This window comes from Pseudomonas sp. G11 (genome assembly GCF_029457515.1).
Lineage (GTDB): Bacteria > Pseudomonadota > Gammaproteobacteria > Pseudomonadales > Pseudomonadaceae > Aquipseudomonas > Aquipseudomonas gorinensis.
Window position 1 is genome coordinate 2,454,708 of sequence record NZ_CP120377.1, and the last position, 19,799, is coordinate 2,474,506.

At 61.8% G+C, this 19,799-nt stretch carries 22 protein-coding genes and 1 pseudogene; 4 read left to right on the forward strand and 19 right to left on the reverse strand.

Translation table 11 applies throughout. From position 1 onward, the window contains the following. Positions 1–74 precede the first annotated feature (74 nt). Positions 75–1,037 carry a zinc-binding dehydrogenase gene (locus P2T68_RS11365; RefSeq protein ID WP_069075612.1) on the forward strand — a complete coding sequence of 321 codons (963 nt, stop codon included), beginning with the start codon at positions 75–77 and terminating at the stop codon, positions 1,035–1,037. Positions 1,038–1,180: 143 nt separating this feature from the next. Here P2T68_RS11365 and P2T68_RS11370 read toward each other — a convergent pair whose 3' ends face one another. The 6 genes from P2T68_RS11370 to P2T68_RS11395 form a co-directional block, all read right to left on the reverse strand. Then, entirely contained in the window at positions 1,181–1,834 is a 654-nt protein-coding gene (locus P2T68_RS11370; RefSeq protein WP_069075613.1) for an HAD family hydrolase, read from the reverse strand. Between the two features lie 31 nt (positions 1,835–1,865). After that, entirely contained in the window at positions 1,866–2,855 is a 990-nt protein-coding gene (locus P2T68_RS11375; protein ID WP_024074386.1) for an ABC transporter ATP-binding protein, read from the reverse strand. Then, entirely contained in the window at positions 2,852–3,652 is an 801-nt protein-coding gene (locus P2T68_RS11380; protein ID WP_024074387.1) for an ABC transporter permease, read from the reverse strand. The genes P2T68_RS11375 and P2T68_RS11380 overlap by 4 nt, the downstream gene beginning before the upstream one ends. Continuing rightward, positions 3,639–4,475, reverse strand: coding sequence for an ABC transporter permease subunit (locus tag P2T68_RS11385; protein ID WP_168233592.1), 837 nt, complete (start codon positions 4,473–4,475; stop codon positions 3,639–3,641). The genes P2T68_RS11380 and P2T68_RS11385 overlap by 14 nt, the downstream gene beginning before the upstream one ends. A gap of 5 nt (positions 4,476–4,480) precedes the next feature. Further along, entirely contained in the window at positions 4,481–5,287 is an 807-nt protein-coding gene (locus P2T68_RS11390; RefSeq protein ID WP_102624988.1) for an alkaline phosphatase family protein, read from the reverse strand. Between the two features lie 189 nt (positions 5,288–5,476). Continuing rightward, complete coding sequence (locus tag P2T68_RS11395) at positions 5,477–6,553, reverse strand: ABC transporter substrate-binding protein (protein WP_024074390.1); 1,077 nt, start codon at positions 6,551–6,553, stop codon at positions 5,477–5,479. Positions 6,554–6,904: 351 nt separating this feature from the next. Between P2T68_RS11395 and P2T68_RS11400 the strand changes: the two genes are divergently transcribed. Beyond that, a complete protein-coding gene (locus P2T68_RS11400) occupies positions 6,905–7,618 on the forward strand; it encodes a UTRA domain-containing protein (RefSeq protein ID WP_041160882.1) in 714 nt (237 codons plus the stop codon). A gap of 107 nt (positions 7,619–7,725) precedes the next feature. Here the strand turns inward: P2T68_RS11400 and P2T68_RS11405 are convergent, their stop codons facing one another. The 8 genes from P2T68_RS11405 to P2T68_RS11440 are packed head-to-tail and all read right to left on the reverse strand — an operon-like array spanning position 7,726 to position 13,849. After that, positions 7,726–8,649 carry a zinc ABC transporter substrate-binding protein gene (locus tag P2T68_RS11405; protein ID WP_069075614.1) on the reverse strand — a complete coding sequence of 308 codons (924 nt, stop codon included), beginning with the start codon at positions 8,647–8,649 and terminating at the stop codon, positions 7,726–7,728. Next, on the reverse strand, positions 8,649–9,548 hold the full coding sequence (locus P2T68_RS11410; RefSeq protein WP_024074393.1) for a metal ABC transporter permease: 900 nt from the start codon (positions 9,546–9,548) through the stop codon (positions 8,649–8,651). The genes P2T68_RS11405 and P2T68_RS11410 overlap by 1 nt, the downstream gene beginning before the upstream one ends. After that, positions 9,545–10,291 carry a metal ABC transporter ATP-binding protein gene (locus P2T68_RS11415; protein WP_024074394.1) on the reverse strand — a complete coding sequence of 249 codons (747 nt, stop codon included), beginning with the start codon at positions 10,289–10,291 and terminating at the stop codon, positions 9,545–9,547. The genes P2T68_RS11410 and P2T68_RS11415 overlap by 4 nt, the downstream gene beginning before the upstream one ends. Further along, complete coding sequence (locus P2T68_RS11420) at positions 10,288–11,208, reverse strand: metal ABC transporter substrate-binding protein (RefSeq protein ID WP_150056052.1); 921 nt, start codon at positions 11,206–11,208, stop codon at positions 10,288–10,290. Before P2T68_RS11420 ends, P2T68_RS11415 begins: the two co-directional genes overlap by 4 nt. Before the next feature lie 19 nt (positions 11,209–11,227). Then, on the reverse strand, positions 11,228–11,788 hold the full coding sequence (locus P2T68_RS11425) for a DUF6162 family protein (protein ID WP_277379347.1): 561 nt from the start codon (positions 11,786–11,788) through the stop codon (positions 11,228–11,230). Then, complete coding sequence (locus P2T68_RS11430) at positions 11,785–12,105, reverse strand: hypothetical protein (protein ID WP_277379746.1); 321 nt, start codon at positions 12,103–12,105, stop codon at positions 11,785–11,787. The genes P2T68_RS11425 and P2T68_RS11430 overlap by 4 nt, the downstream gene beginning before the upstream one ends. A 5-nt stretch (positions 12,106–12,110) precedes the next feature. Continuing rightward, positions 12,111–12,650 carry a hypothetical protein gene (locus tag P2T68_RS11435; RefSeq protein WP_024074398.1) on the reverse strand — a complete coding sequence of 180 codons (540 nt, stop codon included), beginning with the start codon at positions 12,648–12,650 and terminating at the stop codon, positions 12,111–12,113. Continuing rightward, positions 12,647–13,849, reverse strand: coding sequence for a PepSY domain-containing protein (locus P2T68_RS11440; RefSeq protein ID WP_277379348.1), 1,203 nt, complete (start codon positions 13,847–13,849; stop codon positions 12,647–12,649). Before P2T68_RS11440 ends, P2T68_RS11435 begins: the two co-directional genes overlap by 4 nt. Before the next feature lie 213 nt (positions 13,850–14,062). Between P2T68_RS11440 and P2T68_RS11445 the strand changes: the two are divergent. Beyond that, a pseudogene (locus P2T68_RS11445) lies at positions 14,063–14,164 on the forward strand (3-isopropylmalate dehydratase small subunit); the annotation flags it as partial. 436 nt (positions 14,165–14,600) lie between these two features. On the opposite strand, the gene P2T68_RS11450 reads toward P2T68_RS11445, so the two are convergent. Then, complete coding sequence (locus tag P2T68_RS11450; RefSeq protein ID WP_024074401.1) at positions 14,601–15,059, reverse strand: VOC family protein; 459 nt, start codon at positions 15,057–15,059, stop codon at positions 14,601–14,603. A 238-nt stretch (positions 15,060–15,297) separates the two neighbouring features. Then, positions 15,298–15,747, reverse strand: coding sequence for a redox-sensitive transcriptional activator SoxR (soxR, locus tag P2T68_RS11455; protein WP_024074402.1), 450 nt, complete (start codon positions 15,745–15,747; stop codon positions 15,298–15,300). Between the two features lie 100 nt (positions 15,748–15,847). On the opposite strand from soxR, the gene P2T68_RS11460 reads away from it, so the two are divergent. Continuing rightward, positions 15,848–16,213, forward strand: coding sequence for an antibiotic biosynthesis monooxygenase (locus P2T68_RS11460; protein WP_041160883.1), 366 nt, complete (start codon positions 15,848–15,850; stop codon positions 16,211–16,213). On the opposite strand, the gene P2T68_RS11465 is transcribed toward P2T68_RS11460, so the two are convergent. The 3 genes from P2T68_RS11465 to ssuD all read right to left on the reverse strand — a co-directional run bounded on the left by P2T68_RS11465 (position 16,202) and on the right by ssuD (position 19,791). Next, positions 16,202–17,305: a sigma-54 dependent transcriptional regulator gene (locus P2T68_RS11465; RefSeq protein WP_024074404.1), complete on the reverse strand. Its 1,104-nt coding sequence runs from the start codon at positions 17,303–17,305 to the stop codon at positions 16,202–16,204. The two genes, P2T68_RS11460 and P2T68_RS11465, sit on opposite strands and share 12 nt — an antisense overlap. An 11-nt stretch (positions 17,306–17,316) precedes the next feature. Then, positions 17,317–18,504, reverse strand: coding sequence for an acyl-CoA dehydrogenase family protein (locus P2T68_RS11470; RefSeq protein WP_102624995.1), 1,188 nt, complete (start codon positions 18,502–18,504; stop codon positions 17,317–17,319). A 147-nt stretch (positions 18,505–18,651) separates the two neighbouring features. After that, positions 18,652–19,791, reverse strand: a complete 1,140-nt coding sequence (gene ssuD / locus P2T68_RS11475; protein WP_277379349.1) for an FMNH2-dependent alkanesulfonate monooxygenase — start codon at positions 19,789–19,791, stop codon at positions 18,652–18,654. Positions 19,792–19,799 lie beyond the last annotated feature (8 nt).

Sequence of the window (19,799 nt, forward strand, 5' to 3'; positions counted from 1 at the left end):
ATGGGCCGGTCGCATAATGCAAAAAGCCCGACGCTACAGCTACGGGCTCAGTCCAGACTCACTATGGAGGCACTGTGAAAGCATTGCAAGGCGTTGAAGGTCATGTGGAGTGGGTTGAGGCGCCAAGTCCTACGTGCGATGTAGGCCAAGTTCGCATTCGCGTGGCGGCTGCGGGGCTCAATCGCGCCGATTTATTGCAGCGGGCGGGGCTCTATCCGCCGCCACCGGGCGTCAGCCATGTGCTGGGCCTGGAGTGTTCCGGGGTGATCAGCGAAGTCGGGGCCGGCTCGTCCTGGCAAGTGGGCGACCGGGTCTGCGCGCTGCTGGCCGGTGGCGGCATGGCGGAAGAAGTGGTGGTGGATGCTCGCCATGTACTGCCCGTGCCGGAAGGCCTGTCGCTGGCCGAAGCGGCGGCGTTGCCTGAGGTGTACAGCACGGCGTGGCTCAATCTGTTCCAGCTGGCAGGGCTCAAGCCTGGTGAAAAAGTGTTGCTGCACGCGGGCGCCAGCGGCGTGGGTTCGGCGGCGATCCAGCTGTGCAAGGCGTTTGGCAGCCCGTGCTGGGTCAGCGTCGGTTCGGCGCAGCGCCTGGCCTACTGCGAAGACCTCGGGGCCCAGGGCGGTGTGGTGCGCACCGATGGTATCGAAGGGTTGCGCGATTTCGGGCCGTTCGATGTGATCCTCGACCCGGTCGGCGGCAGCTACGCGGCGTTGGACCTCAAGCTGCTGGCCCTGGACGGGCGCTGGGTGTTGATCGGCCTGATGGGGGGCCGCGAGGCGCAGCTGGACCTGGCACAGGTGCTGGGCAAGCGTATTCAGTTGTTGGGCTCGACCCTGCGCAGCCGTGATGATCAGTTCAAGGCTGACCTGTTCAGTGATCTGAGCCAGCAGGTGTGGCCGCTGTTCGCCGAAGGGCGCTTGAGCCCACAGTTGGCCAAGACGTTTCCGATCAAGGATGCCGAGGCGGCGTTTGCCGAGTTGGCGACCAACCAGATTGCCGGGAAGTTGGTGTTGGTGATTGACGAAAGCCTGACCTGATCCGGGATTGAAATAGGGTCAAGGTGGGTGGAGGCTCGCTCCCGATGGCGGTGGGTCAGTGAAGAATTCTTCATCTGGCACACTGCCATCGGGAGCAAGTCGAATCGTCGCACCGCCCCTCCCACATTTGGATTTCGGTCGAATCAGACCCAGTGGTGGATCGGCCAGCCGGCCTTCTCGGCGTGCTCGCGCAGCACCGGATCCGGGTTCACCACCTGTGGGTGATCGACTTTCAGCAGTAACGGCAGATCATTGCGCGAATCCGAATAAAAGTACGCCCCTTCCAGGGTTTCTCCTTCCCGTTCCAACCAATCCAGCAAACGCGTGATCTTGCCTTCGCGGTAGGTCAGCACACCGACGGTACGGCCGCTGTACGCGCCATGGCCGACGTCCAGATCGATCCCGAGCACCTCATCGATACCGATACGCGCCGCAATGGGCGTGACCAGGTGGGTGCCCGATGCGGAGATCACCAGGACTCGGTCGCCGTTCGCCCGGTGGCGGGCGATGGTTTTGGTGGCGTCGCTGTAGATCAGCGGCTCGATCACATCTTCGACCCACGGTTCGACCAGATGCTCGATTTCCTCCGGCGTGCGGCCAATCATCGGCTCCAGGCTGAAGTCCATGAAGTCTTCCATGGCCAGCTCGCCCCGGCTGTAGGCGTCCATCAGTTCGTTGTTCTTGCGCATGAACGACTCCGGGTCGACCCAGCCGAGGCGGCCCATCTGCTCGCTCCACAGGGTGGCGCAGTCACCGTGGATCAGCGTGTCGTCCAAATCAAAAATTACCAATGCCATCCGTCATGCTCTCTCAGTCAATCGTTGTTGCTCAGGCTACTTCACACAGCGCACTGGGGTCGATGGAAAGTGCCAGGCGCTGGCCGTCCGGGTGCAGGTCGTCCGCCGAGCGGTTGAGCACGTCCACCACCAGTTCCACGCCACGGGCTTCGATGCGGTAACGGATCACGTTACCCAGCAGGCTGTGGCTGCGCACCAAGGCGTCGAGTTCGCCGCTGCGGCTCAGTTCGATGGCTTCGGGGCGAATCGCGATACGCCCACTGATCGGGCGTTGCAGCAGTTGGCTGGCCTTGTCGGCATCGAGCAGGTTGTAGTTGCCGATAAACCCGGCGGCAAATACGTCCACGGGTGCGGTGTAGAGGGTTTCGGCGTCGCCGCTTTGCACGATCTTGCCCTGGTTCATCAGGAAGATGCGGTCGGACATGGTCAGCGCTTCCTCCTGGTCATGGGTCACGAAAATCGTGGTCAGCCCCAGTTCGCGCTGGATCTGGCGGATCTGTTCGCGCAGGTGCTTGCGAATGCGTGCATCCAGTGCCGACAGCGGCTCATCGAGCAGCAGCAGGCGCGGGCGCGTGACCAGCGAGCGGGCCAGGGCTACGCGCTGGCACTGGCCGCCGGACATCTGGTGCGGATAGCGCCCGGCCAGGTCCTTGAGTTCCACCAGTTGCAGTACTTCCTGCACGCGCTTGTGGCTGTCGTCGGCATTGACTTTCTGCATGCGCAGGCCGAAGGCGACGTTCTGTTCCACGGTCATGTTGGGGAACAGCGCATAGCTCTGGAACACCATGCCGATCTGCCGCTTCTGCGGGCTCAGCGGTACGATGTCCTGGCCGTCGAGGAGAATCTGGCCGCTGTCCACCGAGGTCAGGCCGGCGATGCAACGCAGCAGGGTGGATTTGCCGCAGCCGGACGGGCCAAGCAGGGTGACGAACTCGCCCTTGGCGATCTCGCAGTTGATGTCGCTGAACACCGGAGTGCCGGCGTAGCCTTTTTGCAGGTGTTGGACGCTCACGAAGCTCATTGGCTTTTGTCCTTGTTCAAGATATTGGCGGCCCAGGTCAGCACCAGCACAAAGAAGAAATAGGAAATCACGACGGCACTGGTGAAGTGGCCGCTGCTGTTGCGCATGTTGTTGAGGTACACCTGCAGGGTCTCGTAGCGTGTCCCCACGAGGATATTGGCGAACACGAACTCACCGAACAGGAACGAGAACGACAGCAGCAGGGCGACCATCAAGCCTTTGCGCAGGTTCGGCAGCACCACCAGGATCGCCGCCTGCCAGGTGCTGGCGCCGAGCAGTTGCGAGGCGTCCATCAGGTCGCGCAGGTTGATGGCTTGCAGGTTGTTGGTGATCGCGCGGTACATGAACGGCAAGGCCACGGTGAAGTAGCAGCCGATCAGAATCCACGGCGTGCCCACCATCGCGAATGGGCCGGAACCATACAGTTGCAGCAGGCCCACCGACGACACCACCGGCGGCACCGCGAAGGGCAGCAGGATCAGGATATTCATCAGCGCATCGAGCCGGGGGAAGTGGTAATGCACCACAAACAGCAACGGCAAAATCAACACCACCGACAGGATCAGCGCACCCACGCATACCAGCAAGGATTGCCCGAAGGCCATCAGGAAGCGCGGGTCACTCCACAACTGCACATACCATTTCACCGTGAAGCCGGCGGGCAGGATGGTGGCCGACCAACTGCTGGCGATGGAATAGACGAAGGTGCCGATCAGCGGCAATACCAGGATCGCGAACAACAGGTACACCACTACGCGATGGTAGAGGGCGGCGGGGCCGGCTTCAGCGCGAGACATGGTAGCTCCTCTTGAGCAGCAGTTGATGGACTACCGTGACCACGGTCATCAGTGCCACCAGCACGACGGCCAGGGCACTGGCCAGGTTCGGGTCGAGTGACACGTCGCCGGACACCAGGCCCGCGATGCGGATCGGCAGCACGTTGAAGTTACCGGTGGTCAAGGCATAGACCGTGGCATAGGCACCCAGGGCGTTGGCCAGCAGGATCACGAACGTGCCGAGCAGCGCCGGCGCCAATACCGGCAAGCCGATATGCCGCCAGAACTGCCAGCCATTTGCGCCCAGCAACGCCGCCGACTCACGCCAGTCTTCGCGCAGCGCATCAAACGCCGGGTAGAGCAGCAGCACGCCGAGGGGGATCTGGAAGTAGGTGTAGAGGATGATCAACCCGGTCTTGGAATACAGGTTGAAGTCCTGGATAAGCCCGGCCTGCTTGAGCATCAAGGTGATGCTGCCGTTGAACCCCAGCAGGATGATGAAGGCAAACGCCAAGGGCACGCCGGCGAAGTTGCTGGTCATGTTGGCGAAGGCGGTGACGAAGTTACGCAGCGGCGAATCGACGCGGCGCAGGGAGTAACTGCCCAGGGTGGCGATGATGATCCCGAAGATGCTGGAGTAGAAGCTGATCTCCAGGCTGAACTGGATCGCTTGCCGGTAGAACTTCGAACTGAAGATGCGCGTGAAGTTGTCCACGCCCCAGCCGGACTCTTCCGTTTGCAGGCTGTTGATCAGCACCCACACCAGTGGGGCAATCTCGAACACGATGAAAAACAGTGCGAATGGCACCAGGCATAGCAACGCCAGCCATTTGCCGCGGGTCATAGCGTTCATTTAAGCAGCTCCCGGCATACCGGTTTGTCGTGGGGGACGCCCAGCAGTTCGCAGACGGTGCCGCACAGCTCGGTCTGTTTCGGTGCGGCGCCGGCGTCCAGGCTGAAGGCGTCGCCGATGACGAACAGCGGCACTTCGCGTTCTTCCGGCAGCAGGCCATTGTGGGAACGGTCGTTGTTCATGCCGTGGTCGGCGGTCACCAGCACCTGGTAACCGGCATCGAGCCAAGCTTGCAGGTAGTCGGCCAGGATGATGTCGGCCGCGCGTGCGCTGTTGCGGTACTGCGGTGTGTCGAGGCCGTGCTTGTGGCCGGCGTCGTCGATGTTCATCGGGTGCACCACCAGGAGGTTCGGCGCGTGCTTGAGCCGCAGGCTCTCGGCGTCGGCAAACAGGTGTGAATCCGGGTAATGGTCATTCCAGTAGAAATGCCCGTGCTGGATCGCCAGCGCCTTGTCGTCGGTATGACGGTCACGGGCGGCGATAAAGGGCGTGCGGTTATACAACTCGCTGACCCAGTGATAGGCCGCTGCCGCCGTGGTGAGACCGGCGTCGGTGGCGTAGTGAAAGATGCTGCGCTGGTTGGACAGGCGTGAAACGTTGTTGTGCACGATGCCGCTCTGGATCGGTGGCACGCCGGTGAGGATGCATTCATACAGCGGACGGGACAGGGCAGGCAGTTCACATTCCAGCTTGTAGAGGGCTGCGCGTCCTGCGCCGACATAGGCCTGCAAGTGCCCCATGGCGTGCCTCGCAACCTCAAAGTTGAGGCCGTCGAGCACGACAAGGATGACAGTGTGCTTCATGGGGGAGAACGCTCCGCGGCAATAGACTTGACTCAATTTCCCTGGAGGAACGAGGTCAAAAGTGTGGGAGGGGGCTTGCCCCCGATAGCGGTGTGCCATTCAACGGATTGGTTAGCTGATCCACCGTCATCGGGGGCAAGCCCCCTCCCACATTGGATCTCCACTGGAGCTCCAATGTGGGATAAACCCTTACTTCATTTCTACGATGACCTGCTCATTCCACAACTGCGGCAATTTCTTGGAAGTCGCTTCCCAGGCATCGGCATCCTTGATCGGCTGCGGGTTGGCCTTGGTGTACTGCTCGCCCGGGATCAGGTTCTTGGCGATGTCGGCCGGTAGTTTCAGGTCGGTTTCGGCACGGATCGGACGTGCGTTGCCACGCGCCAGGTTGAGTTGGCCGGCATCGCTGAAGATGTATTCGCGGGTCAGCTTGGCGGCGTTCGGGTGCTTGGCGTATTTGTTGATGATGGTGGTGTAGCCGGATTTCACTGAGCCGTCCGATGGGATCAGCACCACGTAGTCAGCCGGGTTGGCCATCTTGGCCTTGTAGCTCAGGCCGTTGAAGTCCCAGACCACACCCACTTCGACTTCGCCTTTTTCCATGGTGGCGATGGTCGGGTTGGACAGTGACAGGCGGCCTTGCTGGGCGATCTTGGTGAAGAATTGCAGGCCAGGGGCGATGTTCTTCTCGTCGCCTTTATTGGCGATGGCGGCGGCCAGCACGCCGTTGGCGGCTTGTGCCGCGGTGCTTACGTCACCGATGGAGACCTTGTATTTGCCGGTCTGCAGGTCGGCCCAGCTGGTGGGGATTTCAGACCCGTGCAGCAACTTCTTGTTCACGATAAAGGCGATGGTGCCGGTGTAGGCCAGGGCCCAGTGACCGTCTTTGTCTTTCGCCCAATCCGGCACCTGGGCCCAGGTGGACGGTTTGTACGGCTGGGTGACTTCCTGTTTCACCGCGATCGGGCCGAAGGCCGCGCCCACGTCGCCGATATCGGCGCTGGCGTTGTCTTTTTCGGCCTTGAACTTGGCGATTTCCTGGGCCGAGCTCATATCCGTGTCGATGTGCTTGAGGCCGTAGGTCTTGGCCAGGTCTTCCCAGGTGCCTTTCCAGTTGGCCCAGTCATCGGGCATGCCGACGCTGTTGACGGCGCCTTCCGCTTTCGCGGCGGCTTCAAGGGTTTTTAAATCGGTATCAGCGGCCATGGCAGCGGTGCACATGGCAATGGTCGAGCCTAACAGTGATGCCAGGAAAAGCTGTTTCATCCGAAGCTCCTTTGGGCGTTTTCAACGCGGCGTTTTATACGAACGTTAGCGGTGGTGTTGGTCTAGGTCAGCAATACCTGAGCCAATCTAGGCTCGATGGATGACAGTTTCATGTCGATGTCGTTTTTAAAGCGCTGATGTCGCACAGTGCAGACTTAGCGTAGACCATGCTCAAGTGCCCGCAGACTCTGGACTTGGCCGATGTATTGCAGGGTGGCGCAGGAGGCACGATGCGGACTGTCATCTGTCGGTCATCTGTAATGCCTAGGCTGGCACGTAACAACAGAAGCCCAAATAACGCGCGGTTTATGCACCTGAACGGTGCTGGTCTAGTCCAGATAGGTAACGTTGATGCGTGATGAGGCAATCAAGGCGGTGACATCCATCGGCCTGGCGCTGCAAGAGCAGATCGACCACGGTTTGTTGCCGCCTGCAAGCAAACTGCCCGCCGAGCGCAAACTCAGCGAGTTGTTTGGTACCACTCGAATTACCGTGCGGGAAGCCTTGTTACAACTGGAGGCCCAGGGGCAGATCTATCGCGAGGAGCGTCGTGGCTGGTTTGTCTCGCCCCCCCGGCTGGCCTACAACCTGATGCAGCGCAGCCACTTTCACGCCATGGTCAATGACCAGGGACGCGTGGCGTCGACCGAGGTCATCAGCGCGCGGCTGCAACCGGCGTCGGCGGCAGTGTGTGCGTGGTTGCAGCTGCCGGCCTTGTCCAGCGTGATCCAGATTTGCCGGAGCCGACGGATCGATGGGCGGCTGGTGTTGTATGTGGAGCACTACCTGAACCCGCACTATTTCCCGGGGATTCTGGAGTGCGACCTGAATCAGTCGATGACCGAGTTGTATGCGCGCAAGTACGACCTGCACTACGGGCGGGTGCGTTTCGAGATTGTGCCAACCTCATTGCCGGTGGAAGCCGCCGCGGCGTTGCGCGTGTCGGTGGGCAGCCCGGGCCTGCGGATTGCCCGGGTCAACTATGACCAGCACCAGCGCTTGATCGACTGCGACCTGGAGTTCTGGCGGCATGATGCGATTCATGTCGGCGTGGATGTGGTGTGATCGGGAGCTTCCTGTAGGAGCGAGCTCGCTCGCGAAAAACCTGAGGGCGCCGAGGTGGATCAGGCTGTCCGCGTTAGCGTTGACGTCTTTCGCGAGCAATCTCGCTCCTACAGTGAGTGCTTTGTGAGTGCCTTGATCACTTGATCCACATTGGTTTCCAACTCCGATACCGGGTCCGCGCCGTCGACGTTCAACACCAGCAACTTCGAGCCGCCTGCCGTGACGGCGGCGTTCACGGCGTCACTCGGCTGACGATGATGCAGCACCACGGCCACGTCGTTTTCCTTCAGCTCGGCACTGAGTTTTTGTAATGCCTCAGGCGTCCAATCCGCATCGGGCCGGGCATCGGTGCTGAGCAGTTCCAGATTCAAACTGCTGATCAGATACCCAAAGTGATCGCTCAAGCTCACCACGCTCAGGTTGTCCGCCTGGGCCAGTCGCGCTTCGCTGTCGGCAGTGAGCTTGAGCAGGCGTTGCTTGAGGGCGGCGAGGTTGGCGTCGATCTTTGGCTTGGCGGCGGGGGCCAGGCGGCTGAGGTCGGCGGCCATTACGTCGGCCATGCGCCCCATGTTATTGCTCGATTGCCAGGGTTGGCTGTTCAAGCCGTCGGTGACGCCCGGTTGCACGGCGATCCCCGGCAAGCCGCCGTCCACCGGGCGTGCGGCGTCCACTTCGACAATACGGATATTGCTGCGCCGCGCCACGGGGTAGAGCGGATCATCGGCCCACAGCGAGCGCAGGCCGATGGCGGCGTCGGCGTCCTGGGCCAGCGTATTGAGCGCCGGTGCGCCACGGCCGGTGAAGTAGGACACCTGGCGCGAGCCTGGCAGGTTGGCCGGGGCGGCACGTTCCAACTGCACGTCGGTGCCCTTGAGCAGCACCGCTGCCAAGCCATAGGTGATGGGCAGCGAGGCCAGGACCTTGATGGGTTTGGCCGCGTGCATGGCCGGCCTGGCGACGTCGGCGGCTATCAGCGGCGGGGTGATCAAGCAGGCGATGGCCAGGGTCAGGGGGGGGAAGAACGCGCGCATTATCCAAGGTTCCCTTTGAGACTGGGCACGGTGCCGCGCGCAATGGCGGCACAGGCGAAGGCGATACCGGCCACGAGGATGATCGCGGCGCCGGAGGGGATCGGCAGGTCGAAGATGATGGGCAGCAGGATCCCGCAGAGGGTGCTGAGGGTGGCGATCACCACTGAGATCCAGAAGAATCCCTTGAGCGATTGGCTCAACAGGCGGGCCGCCGCGGCCGGGATCACCAGCAGCGCACCGACCAGGATCGCGCCGATGACCTTGACTGCCGCCACGGTGATCAGGGTCACCAGGATCACGAACAGGTAGTCCAGAGTCTTCACCGCCACACCGCGTACCGCGGCCAATTGCGGGTTGAAGCTGGCGAGCATGATGCGGTTGTACAGCGGCAGCGCCAGGGCCATTACCAGCGAACCTACGACTGCCAGTACCAGCAGGTCATTGCCGTTGACCGTCAGTACCGAGCCAAACAGCACGTTCTCCAGGATATGCACGTTGATCTTGCCTGCCAGGATCAGCAGCAGGCTCGCGCCCAACGCCAGGGACACCGACAGGAACACCCCGATCAACGTATCCGGCGCCAGGCCGGTGCGGTTGCGCAGGTAGTTGAGCAGGATGCCGAACAACAGGCAGTAGCCAAACAGGCTGCCGTACGGTCCGGTATAGGGTTCTCCGAGCAGGATGCCCACCGCAACGCCGGTCAGCGCCGCATGGCCGACCGCTTCGGAGAAAAACGCAAAGCGCTTGACCACCACCAGCGTGCCCAGGCCGCCCAGCACCGGGCCGATCAGCAGGCCAGCGAGCAACGCGTTGACCACAAAACCATAGGCCAGGGCTTCCGGCAGGTAACCGGAAGAGGCCCAGCCCTGGACCATCAAGCGAAACGCTTCATAACTCATTGCGCCGGGCTCCGAGGGTGGGTAGAGAACAGGGTCAGCAGGCGATCCGGGGTCAGAGCCTCCTTTGGCGTGGCGTCGAACAGCACACGGCGGTTCAACCCGGTGACGCGGTCGGCTAGGCGACCCACGGCCTCCAGGTCGTGCTCGATCCACAGCACGGTGATCCCGGCCAGGCGCCAGTCGCTCAGCAGCCGTTCGAACACTTGGATACCGGCTTCATCGAGGGCCGACATCGGTTCGTCCAGCACCAGCAAGTGCGGGGCCGGAATCAGCCCCTGGGCCAGCAGCACGCGCTGACGCTCACCGCCGGACAGCGCACCCATGCGGCGCTTGCGCTTGTCTTGCATGCCGACCCGTTCCAGCGCCTCGCCGATGGGGCCGGCGTAATGCTTCGACAACCCAAGGAACGCCGGGCGCCGCTGGCACATGGCAGCCATGAAATCATCCACGGTCATCGGCAAGCCCCGGTCGAATTCCAGGGCCTGGGGCACATAACCGATGGTGCCGGGCACCGTTGGCCATTGCAGGCTCAAGTGGCCCTGATGCGGCGTCTGCCCCAGCAGGGTCTTGATCAGCGAGCTTTTACCGCCGCCGTTGGGGCCTACCAGTGCGTGGATGCTGCCCGGCTGCACCTGGAAACTCACGCGATCGAGAATCGCCGTGCGGCCGAGGGTCAGCGTCACCTGGTCGAAGTCGATCGTTGGCCCGACGCTGGCCACTTTCAGGTGTTCCGCCACCGTCATGCCCCCGACTCCTGGATCGCCCGTACCACGGTGTTGAGGTTGCCGGTCATTTCCACTTCGTACTTCTCAGCGCTGTATTCACCGTAGGAAATATGCGAAAGCGGGTAGAGCTTGACCCCGGATTCGCGTTGGATGGTGTCGACATAGGTGGACGGGAAATCCATTTCCGAGAAGATCACCTTCACGTCCAGCGCCCGCAGTTCATCGATGGTTTTCTTCAACTGGCTGGGGCTGGGTTCGATCCCGTGGGCCGGTTCGACCACCGCGGTGACTTCCAGGCCGAACTCGCGCAGCAGGTAGTCGTAGGCCGCGTGCACGGTGGCGACACGCAGGTCCGGGTTGGGCGCGCGGGTCAGCTTGGCCAGGGCGTCGGCGCGCATCTGGCGTAGGCGTTTGCCGTAGGCACGGGCGTTCTGGGTGTAGGTCTTGGCGTTGTCCGGGTCGAGCTTGCCCAGCTCGCGGGCGATGTTGTTGACCTGGGCAATCGAGGCACTGATCGACAGGAAGGTGTGCGGGTTGACCACCTTGCCGGCACCGCGCGCCGCATTGCCGGTGGCGGCCAGCAACGGCACGTTGGCGTTGGCCTCGATCACCGGGATAGCCGGGCGCTCGCTGGTGGCAATCATGCGGTCGGCGAAATCGTCATGGCCGACGCCATTGAGCACGATCACATCCAGGGTGCCGATGCGCTTGATGTCTTCGGCGCGCGGCTCGTAGGCATGGGGGTTGAAACCGGCCGGAATCAGCGGCACCACCTCGGCCTTGTCGCCGACGATATTCGCCACGTAGCTGTAGTAAGGGTGCAGGGTGATGCCGATCCGCAGGCGCTTGGCGGCCTCGGCGTTAGCGAGGGGCGCGAGCATCAGGCTGAACAGGCCAACCAGCAACAGGCGTAACAGGGGAGATGAAATAGACATGGGCAATCGATCTTCTCGTTCAGTGACGGTGCTGGCGGGTGACGCCGGTATCGAATTGCGCGACCACCTGCTGCCAGCCGGCTGCGATCAGCGCCTGGTCAGTGAGGTCGGAAGGGGCGGCGAGGTCTGCGCGGCGGTTGAGCCAGATGTCCGGCTCGGCGCCGTGCACGCGCATCAGCAGCGAGCCACTGGTGGTCGGCGCCTGGCTCAGTCCCAGGTAGGCCGTATTCGCCAGCAACTGCCAGCGATGGTCACCACGACTGACCGAACTGGCGTCGCGGGCAAACGGCGCAAAGCCTTCTTCGGCCAGTTGTTCGGGGCCAGGCAGGGCGCTTTGCTCTTGTTGCAGCACGTGGATTTCATCCAGCGTTACCCGCAGGTCGGCGTAGATGCCTTGTTCGGCGGCGCTCAGGTCACGGCGGGCATCCAGTTGATGGCTGGACACGGCGGCCACCACCTGGGTTTCACCGTGCAGGGCCACCACCGTGCCGGCCACCGCGAGGATGATCAGGCACAGCAGCAGGACGTAGAGGGTTTCATGGCCGGCACCGGCGGGGCGTACAACCTGTGTGGTACTCATTGAGGCTGGATATCCGCTTGGTCGATTTCCACCACGTGGCCGGGGCCCGCATCAAACAGCACATAGAACTCGGCCGCGGGCTTCTTGAAGGTCAGGGTCGAGTCCTGGCCGAGCTTGCCGGGCAGCAGGATGGTCTCGTCGTAGCCGATCACGTCCAGGGTCACGCCGGGGGCGCCACTGCCGTCGGAAAAACCGCCGGTACACTGGATCTGCTCACCGGGGATTTCCTTGCATTCGCACATCGGGTTGTGGGCCAGGGCAACCGTACTGAAGCAGGCGCTCAGCAACAGAACGCCACAGGCGCGGGTCAGGCGCATCAAAGTCATGGTTTAACTCCTTGCTTGTTCAGCCAGGCAATGGTTGCAGGCGAGGCCTGGCTCAAAGGAACGGAACCCTGGTGCATCGTGCCGTCCCAGCCTTCCATGGTGACCCACAGTTCGGCGTCGACCGGCGTGCGCTCAGGGATGGGCAGGGCGGCGCCCATGCGGTAGGGCGTGCCGAAGAAGATCACCCCGGCGGCCCGCAGGCTGCGTGGCTTGCCGATACGCAGGTAGGTGGCCTTGACCTGCTCGGCGCAGGTCGCGCACAGGGCGGCATTGAAGGACTTCATCGGGCCGGCCGGGTCCGGGCGCGGGCCTTCGTTGCGGAATTCGGCGAGCTTCAGGCTCCATGGCCCGACCTGCACGTCACCGACCACCCGTTCGCCAAGGCCGGTGTCGCCACGAAACAGCGCGGCATCGGCAAAGTACTTGGGCATAAAGCCCAGGGGCACCAGTAACAGCAGGACGTTGATGTGGAAACGCCATTTCAGCCAAAAGGCCCGAAGCGGTGAAGGCGGGGTCGCGGCAGCGGGCTTGCTCATGGGTTGGCCTCCGAGGTTTCGGCTGGCATGGCCGGGATAGACGCCGGCGCACGTTGGGTCTTGGCTTCGCGCTTGAGGGCATTGAGGGTGGCCAGGGCGGTGCGCTTGGTCCAGATCAGCAGGCCGCTCAGCACCATCATGCTCATGATCAGGCCGAAGAACGCCCAGATCAGCTTGATCCACAGCCCGCCAAAGTCGCCGGTGTGCAGCGGGCGCATGGATTCGGTGACGAACTCCAGCTTCGAGCGGTCGGACAACAAGTGCGCGGCGGCGATTTCCCCGTCATAGGGGTTGATCTGCGCGGTCTGGTACATCAGCGGGTACCAGCCGCGCCCGCCGATCTGCAGGTGGCTGTAGGCATTGAGAGGCAGGCTGACGAAACTCGCCTCCAGGCCGGGAATACGCTGGGTGGCGATCTTGATCGCCTCGTCCACCGGAATCATGGGGGCCGGTACACCGGGTGCAGACAGCGGCACCTTCTCGCGGGCAATCACCGGGATCACCGGTTCAGTGGAAATCGAAATCTGGTTGTCCCCCAGGATCGCCCGGATCAAGAACCAGATACCGGTGATGGAGATCACCGCAATGAACCAGATCGACCAGATACCGCTCAAGCGATGGAAATCACCCCAGAAGATCCGCGCACCGTGGCGGATACGCAGGGTCGGGCGCAGGAAGCCCTTCCAGAACCGCTTGTACACCACCAGCCCGGTGACCAGCGACGCCAGCAGCGGAATACCGAGCGCCGACACCAGGTACCAGCCCCAGCTGTAGCCATTGGTGAACGGCACCAACCACCAGCCGTGCAGGGCGCGGGTAAATTGCTGGAAGTTGAAGGCCGGGCTGATCCCTTGGATGACCCCGGTGTACGGGTTGACGTAGACCTCGACGGAGCGCCCGTCGGGGTAGCTGAGGTTGACACTCAGGGCAAAGTGCGACTCATCCGGGCGGCTGATCGACTGCACGATCACCTCGGGCGCGTCACGCTGGATGGCGGTGATCACCTGGTCGTAACTCAGCAGTTCGGCGTCGTCCGACGGCTGGCTGGCACGGATATCCGGGTTGGCCAGCCAGACGATCTCCTGGCTGACCACCGCCAGGGTGCCGGTGACGCAGACGATCAGTACAAAGAACCAGATGGGCAACGCGAGCCAGCTGTGTACAAGAAACCAGAGTTTTGAGCGTGACTTCTTCGACATGTGAATGAGGGTCTTGATCGGAGGGGGCATTGAAGGCCCGGAAAAGGCCGGTCGTAGCTTTTGCTGACGCGACAGGCTGTATCTAAGTTAAGACGGATGAGAATGAGAAATCCCTAAGCGGGATATGAAAGAAAATGTTTCAGGTTCATATTCAGGGCGCTTTATCGCCTCCATCGAACACGAAACATGTTCCAAGCCATCACCCAGGCGCCATTGCTGCTGGGCCTGGATGCAGTTGGCAGCACCTTGCAGTGCAGCGAAGCGATCAAGGCATTCGAACGCGGCCACCTGCAAGCCAACCCGTGGCTTAACTGACCCACGGCCAAACAAATGTGGGAGGTCCCGCTCAATATCCGACTTAGCGCTGTCGCGCAGCAAACTGGAACCCCTGTGGCGAGCGGGCTTGTTGTGGCAAGCCCTAATGCCGTTCAGTTAAGGCTTTTTTGTAGGAGCGAGCTTGCTCGCGAAGAACTTACAGGCGCCGCGTTCATTCAGGAAACACGCGTTATCGTTGACGTTTTTCGCGAGCAAGCTCGCTCCTACAGAAGGCGATGTACGCTTAACTGAATGGCATTAGGGCAAGCCCGCTTGCCACAAAAATTCGGTCGTTTAAGGGAGGATTTTAATTCTTAATAATCAATAAGTTATTTTGTTTTATAAGAGGAGGTTTGCTCCCGATGGCCGTACATCAGTCAATTAAATGTCAACTGATCCACCGTTATCAGGAGCAAGTTGTATCGCCTCATGGACTTCAGCCTTGCTTGAACATGTCCATGGCACGTTCGCGGATCTGTGCTTCGGTCAAATCCTCCTTGCGCGTGGCCAGGAACCACAGGTGACCGAACGGATCCTTCACGCTCGCCGACCGGTCGCCATAAAACTGGTCCTTCGGTTCGGACACTACGGTGGCGCCTGCCGCCACGGCTTGCTTGAATTGCGCGTCCACATCGTTCACATACAGGTGCAAACCGACACTGGTGTGCTCGCCCGGATTACGCAGGGCCATTTCCTCGCAGGGTGAGCCCAGCATGATCGCCGAGTCGCCAATGCGCAGCTCGGCATGGCCGACTTTGCCATCGGGCATATCCAGGCGCATGACCTGTGTGGCGCCAAAGGCTTTTTTGTAGAAATCGATGGCATCACTCGCTTTGTCGATGCCCATATAAGGCGTGACGCTGTGGTAGCCCTCGGGAATAGGCTTAACGCTCATATCGTTCTCCTTGATTGTGGTTGTGGAGGGACGGCCTTTTCACTATAGGCCACGCCGATCGTGGCTTGCAGGCAGCCGACGAGGTGTCGGCCGGACAGCATCGGCGACCTGTGCATGCCGTGGCGGCAAGGCGTTCAATCGCGGTGAACTGCGCCAGTTCATCCTGACGCGTGACGAAAGTGATATCGCACCGGGTTTCTAAAACCCATGGCGATCAAAGGGGGGGCGCATTCCCAACTCAGGATTGCGGCGTGGGTTCCAACAGCTGGGCCCCAGGCCCATGTTCACCGAGCTGGTCAGCCTGATTACGCAGCGGGCACGCTTGCAGCGACAAACACCCGCAGCCAATACAACCACTGAGCTTGTCGCGCAGCAGTATCAACTTGTTGATGCGCTCATCCAGATCCTCTCGCCACAGCGCCGACAAACGCTCCCAATCCTCAGTGGTCGGCGTACGACCATCCGGCAGCGTCTGTAATGCCTGGCCAATCGTCGCCAGGGGAATGCCCAAGCGCTGGGCGATCTTGATCACCACCACGCGCCGCAATACATCCCGTGGGTAACGGCGCTGGTTGCCAGCGTTACGGTTGCTCTTGATCAACCCTTTGGATTCATAGAAGTGCAGCGCCGTGACCGCAACGCCACTGCGCGCGGCCAATTGGCCGACGGTGAGTTCCTTGTTGAGCATGAAAAACTCCAGAGAAGCGCTTGACCTTGACTTAACTAGAGGTTTTACCCTGCGTGGCATCGAATCGCAAGATTCTGCCTACAGAGAAAGGGGAGTGTTCATGCAGGTATCAGAGAAAAATCGCAGCTTCACTCAATTGATCGAGTTTCAGATCGAACCCCGGCAACAATCTGCCCTGGTGGCAGCCCTGACTATTCAGAGCGAACGTCTGGCCCAGGGCCATGGCGGCTTTATCAATGCGAGTGTGCAGGTCAGCGATGACGGACGACGGGTGCTCAATTACCTGCAATGGCGCTCGCGTGAAGACGGCGAGGCGGCCTTCAAGTGTTTCGAGCATGGAGAGGAAGATTTCTGGACATTGATTCGCGCCCACCAGGCCACGGCCGTGACCTTCGGTTCGTTCCAGGTGCTGCGCAGTTTCGAGCGCAGCCATGACAACGCGTTGCACTGTCGCCTAAATGGATAGGTGCAGCATGCGCTCGCCTTGCACGTTTTCGCCGGGGCGGCGCTTGTTTACCGCCAACTCGCCGATCTTGATCAGGCGCGTGCGTGTGACGTTGCGGCTCAGACCCAGCAGGTTGGCGGTATGGACCTGGTTGTAATGGCTGAACCGGTAGGCGGCGCGTAGTAACGCGTCTTCGACCTTTTCATGCAGGGCGCCGGCCTGTTCTTCGAACAGTTTTTGAAAGGCCCGTTCGAGCAAGGCTTCGGCACTGTTGTCGGTGTTGTGCTGGCTGTCGTCCTGACGCTCGATACGCATGTTCGACAGGCGCAGGTCGTCGCGTTCGATCACGCCATTGCGGCAGATCAGCAGAGTGTGGTGGATCACGTTTTCCAGTTCGCGGATGTTGCCCGGCCAACTGTAGCTTTTGAGTTTGTGCTCGGCTTCGCGGCTGATGGTGATCGGGCCATAGCCCAGGCGCTGGCTATAGGCTTCGATAAAATGACGGGTCAGCGGCAGGATATCGCCGGGCCGCTCCCGCAGCGGGCTGAGTTCCAGGCTGACCACATCGAGCCGGTAGTAGAGGTCTTCGCGGAAATGCCCGGCATTGATGGCTTTTTCCAGTTGCACGTTGGTCGCGGCGAGCACACGCACATCAATGGGAATGCTTTTGCGCGAACCGAGGCGCACCACTTCCCGCTCCTGCAATACCCGCAACAATTTGACCTGGATCGCCATCGGCAAATCGCCGATTTCATCGAGGAACAAGGTGCCGCCGTCAGCCTCTTCGAACCAGCCGGCCTTGGCGCTGAGGGCACCGGTAAAGGCGCCTTTTTCATGGCCGAACAATTCGGCCTCCACCAGGGATTCAGAGAAAGCCCCGCAGTTCACCGCCACGAACGGCCGGTTGCGTCGTGCGCTGAGGTTATGAATATGGCGCGCCACCAGCTCTTTACCGGTGCCGGTCTCGCCGATGATCAGCACGCTGGCTTCGCTGGGCGCCACTTGCTGGATATGGTCGAGCAGCGCCTGGGATTTCGGGTCTTCGAAGACCTGGGCTGTGGCGCGGATCGAGGTCGCGAGGGCGGGCGAGGGCGGTAGGGTTAAAAGCTGCATGGGCACCTCTCTTAGGAATAGAACGTGGGAGTCGGCAGGGATTGGTTCAAGGCCCAGTCCCCGAGTTCGTGGAGTTTGTAGTCCACGGGGTCGTGCAGGGTTTGCGTGCGCAGGTTGCGCCAGTGGCGGTCCAGGCGCAGCGAAGCATGGGTGGACCGCGCGCCGGTGACTTCAAACAAGCGGCTGCACAGCTCCAGGCCTTGGCGGGTGGCGGCAACCTTGGCGGTGGCGATCGCGATGGCCAGTTGGCCGCGTTCGTTTTCGCTGAGGCCGGGGCCTTTGGCCCAGGCGTGGTCGAGCAATTCGGCGGCGCGTTCCACCAGCAGGCGCACACCTTCCAGGGCCACCCAGAACTCACCGTAGTGGTGCAGCACGTAAGGGTCCTGGCGCACGTCCTCGGCGCTGGATTTGTGCCACGAACGGGTTTCGGTCAGGGTGTAATGGCGTGCTTCTTCGAAGGCCCCTTCGGCAATCCCGAGGAACATATGGGTAAAGGTCAGTTGGGCGATCAGTGGGCGCAGACAGGCGAAGGGTGTGCTCAGCGGACCGGGGTCGAGCAGCAGTTCCGATTCCTCCACGCGTACCCGTTCGAAGCTGGCACTGCCGCTGTCGGTCTGGCGCTGGCCGATATTGTTCCAGTCGTTGTGCAGGGTGATGCCGCTGCGCCCGCTGGGGATGGCGGCGATCAGCAACTTGCCGCCAGCGCTTTCATCCACGGCCGAGGCGATGAGCATTTCTGAATCGCTGGCGCCGGAGCAGAAGCTCTTCTTGCCGGAAAATTCGCGCCAGCCGCCGAAATCCTTGACTACCGTGCGTGTGTCCAGCGGGTTGAGGGCGTTGCCCCAGAACCAGTTCTGGCGCGCGGTCTGTTCGAACCAGGGTTGCCATTGGTCCTGGCGCGAAAACAGGCGCACGGTGGCGAGCATCAGGTGGTGGAAGCCGAAGACATGGGCGATTGAGCTGTCGACCTTGGCGAACTCGCGCACGATGCCCAGGGTGTCACTCCAACGTGCGCCGAGGCCACCGTATTGGGTGGGAATACTCAGGGCCAGCAGGCCGCTTTGGCGCAGGGCATCCCGTTCGGTTTTCGGCGTGCCACCGCGTTCGTCGCGTTCGACGGCGGTGAGGGCGAAATCGGCGGCCAGCAACTTGGCGGTCTGCAAAGGGGAGGGCAGGACGCTGTGGGGTTTGGCTGTCACGCGGTGTTCCTCAATGTCTATTTGGCAATGAAGGCCAAAGGTGGGAGCGGGCTTGCCCCGATAGCGGTGTGTCAGTTGCCAGTTACGGGGCTGACCCGCCGCAATCGGGGGCAAGCCGCCTCCCACCTAAGGCAGGCTTCATTGATCTCAGGGCTTGGCGGGCAGTACATCGTTGGCGATCATTTCGCCGAACGGCCCCGTCAGGTTGGTGATGCCGCGCCCGGCCAGGCTGGAATAAGGTTCCGGCAATAACGGGAACACCAACTCGGCAAAGCGATACGCCTCTTCCAGGTGCGGGTAGCCGGAGAAGATAAAGCTCTCGATGCCCAGGTCTGCGTATTCCTTGATGCGCTCGGCCACTTGCTGCGGGTTGCCCACCAGCGCGGTACCGGCACCACCGCGTACCAGGCCGACACCGGCCCACAGGTTGGGGGCAATTTCCAGGTTGTCGCGGCGCCCGTCGTGCAGGGCGGCCATGCGGCGCTGGCCTTCGGAGTCAAAGCGCGAAAACGATTTTTGTGCCGCGGCGATGGTGTCGTCGCTGATGTGCTCGATCAGTTTGTCGGCGGCTTTCCAGGCGTCTTCTTCGGTCTCGCGCACGATCACATGCAGGCGGATGCCGAACTTCACGGTGCGGCCATGACGCGCGGCCCGTTCACGCACATCCGCGAGTTTTTCCGCGACGGCGGCCGGGGGTTCGCCCCAGGTCAGGTACACGTCCACCTGTTCGGCGGCGAGGTCATGGGCGGCGTCCGAAGAACCGCCGAAATACAGCGGTGGGTACGGCTTCTGCACGGGCGGGTAAAGCGCCTTGGCATTCTGCACGCGCAGGTGCTTACCCTCAAAGTCCACCGATTCGCCCTGCAACACACGGCGCCAGATCTTGAGGAATTCGTCGCTGACTTCATAGCGCTCGCTGTGATCGAGGAAGCTGCCGTCGCCACGGTTTTCGTCGGGGTCACCGCCAGTCACCACGTTGATCAGCAAGCGGCCATTGGACAGGCGATCGAGGGTCGCCGCCATGCGCGCCGACACCGTGGGCGAGATGATGCCCGGGCGAATCGCCACCAGGTAGCGCAGGCGTTCTGTCAGGGGGACCAACGCCGAGGCGATGACCCAGGAGTCTTCGCACGAGCGGCCGGTTGGAATCAGTACGCCGTAGTAGCCGAGGCTGTCAGCCGCTTGGGCGACCTGTTTCAGATAGTTGAGGGTGACTGGCCGCGCACCTTGGGTTGTGCCCAGGTAATGACCGTCGCCATGTGTTGGCAGGAACCAGAAAACATCCATGACAGATC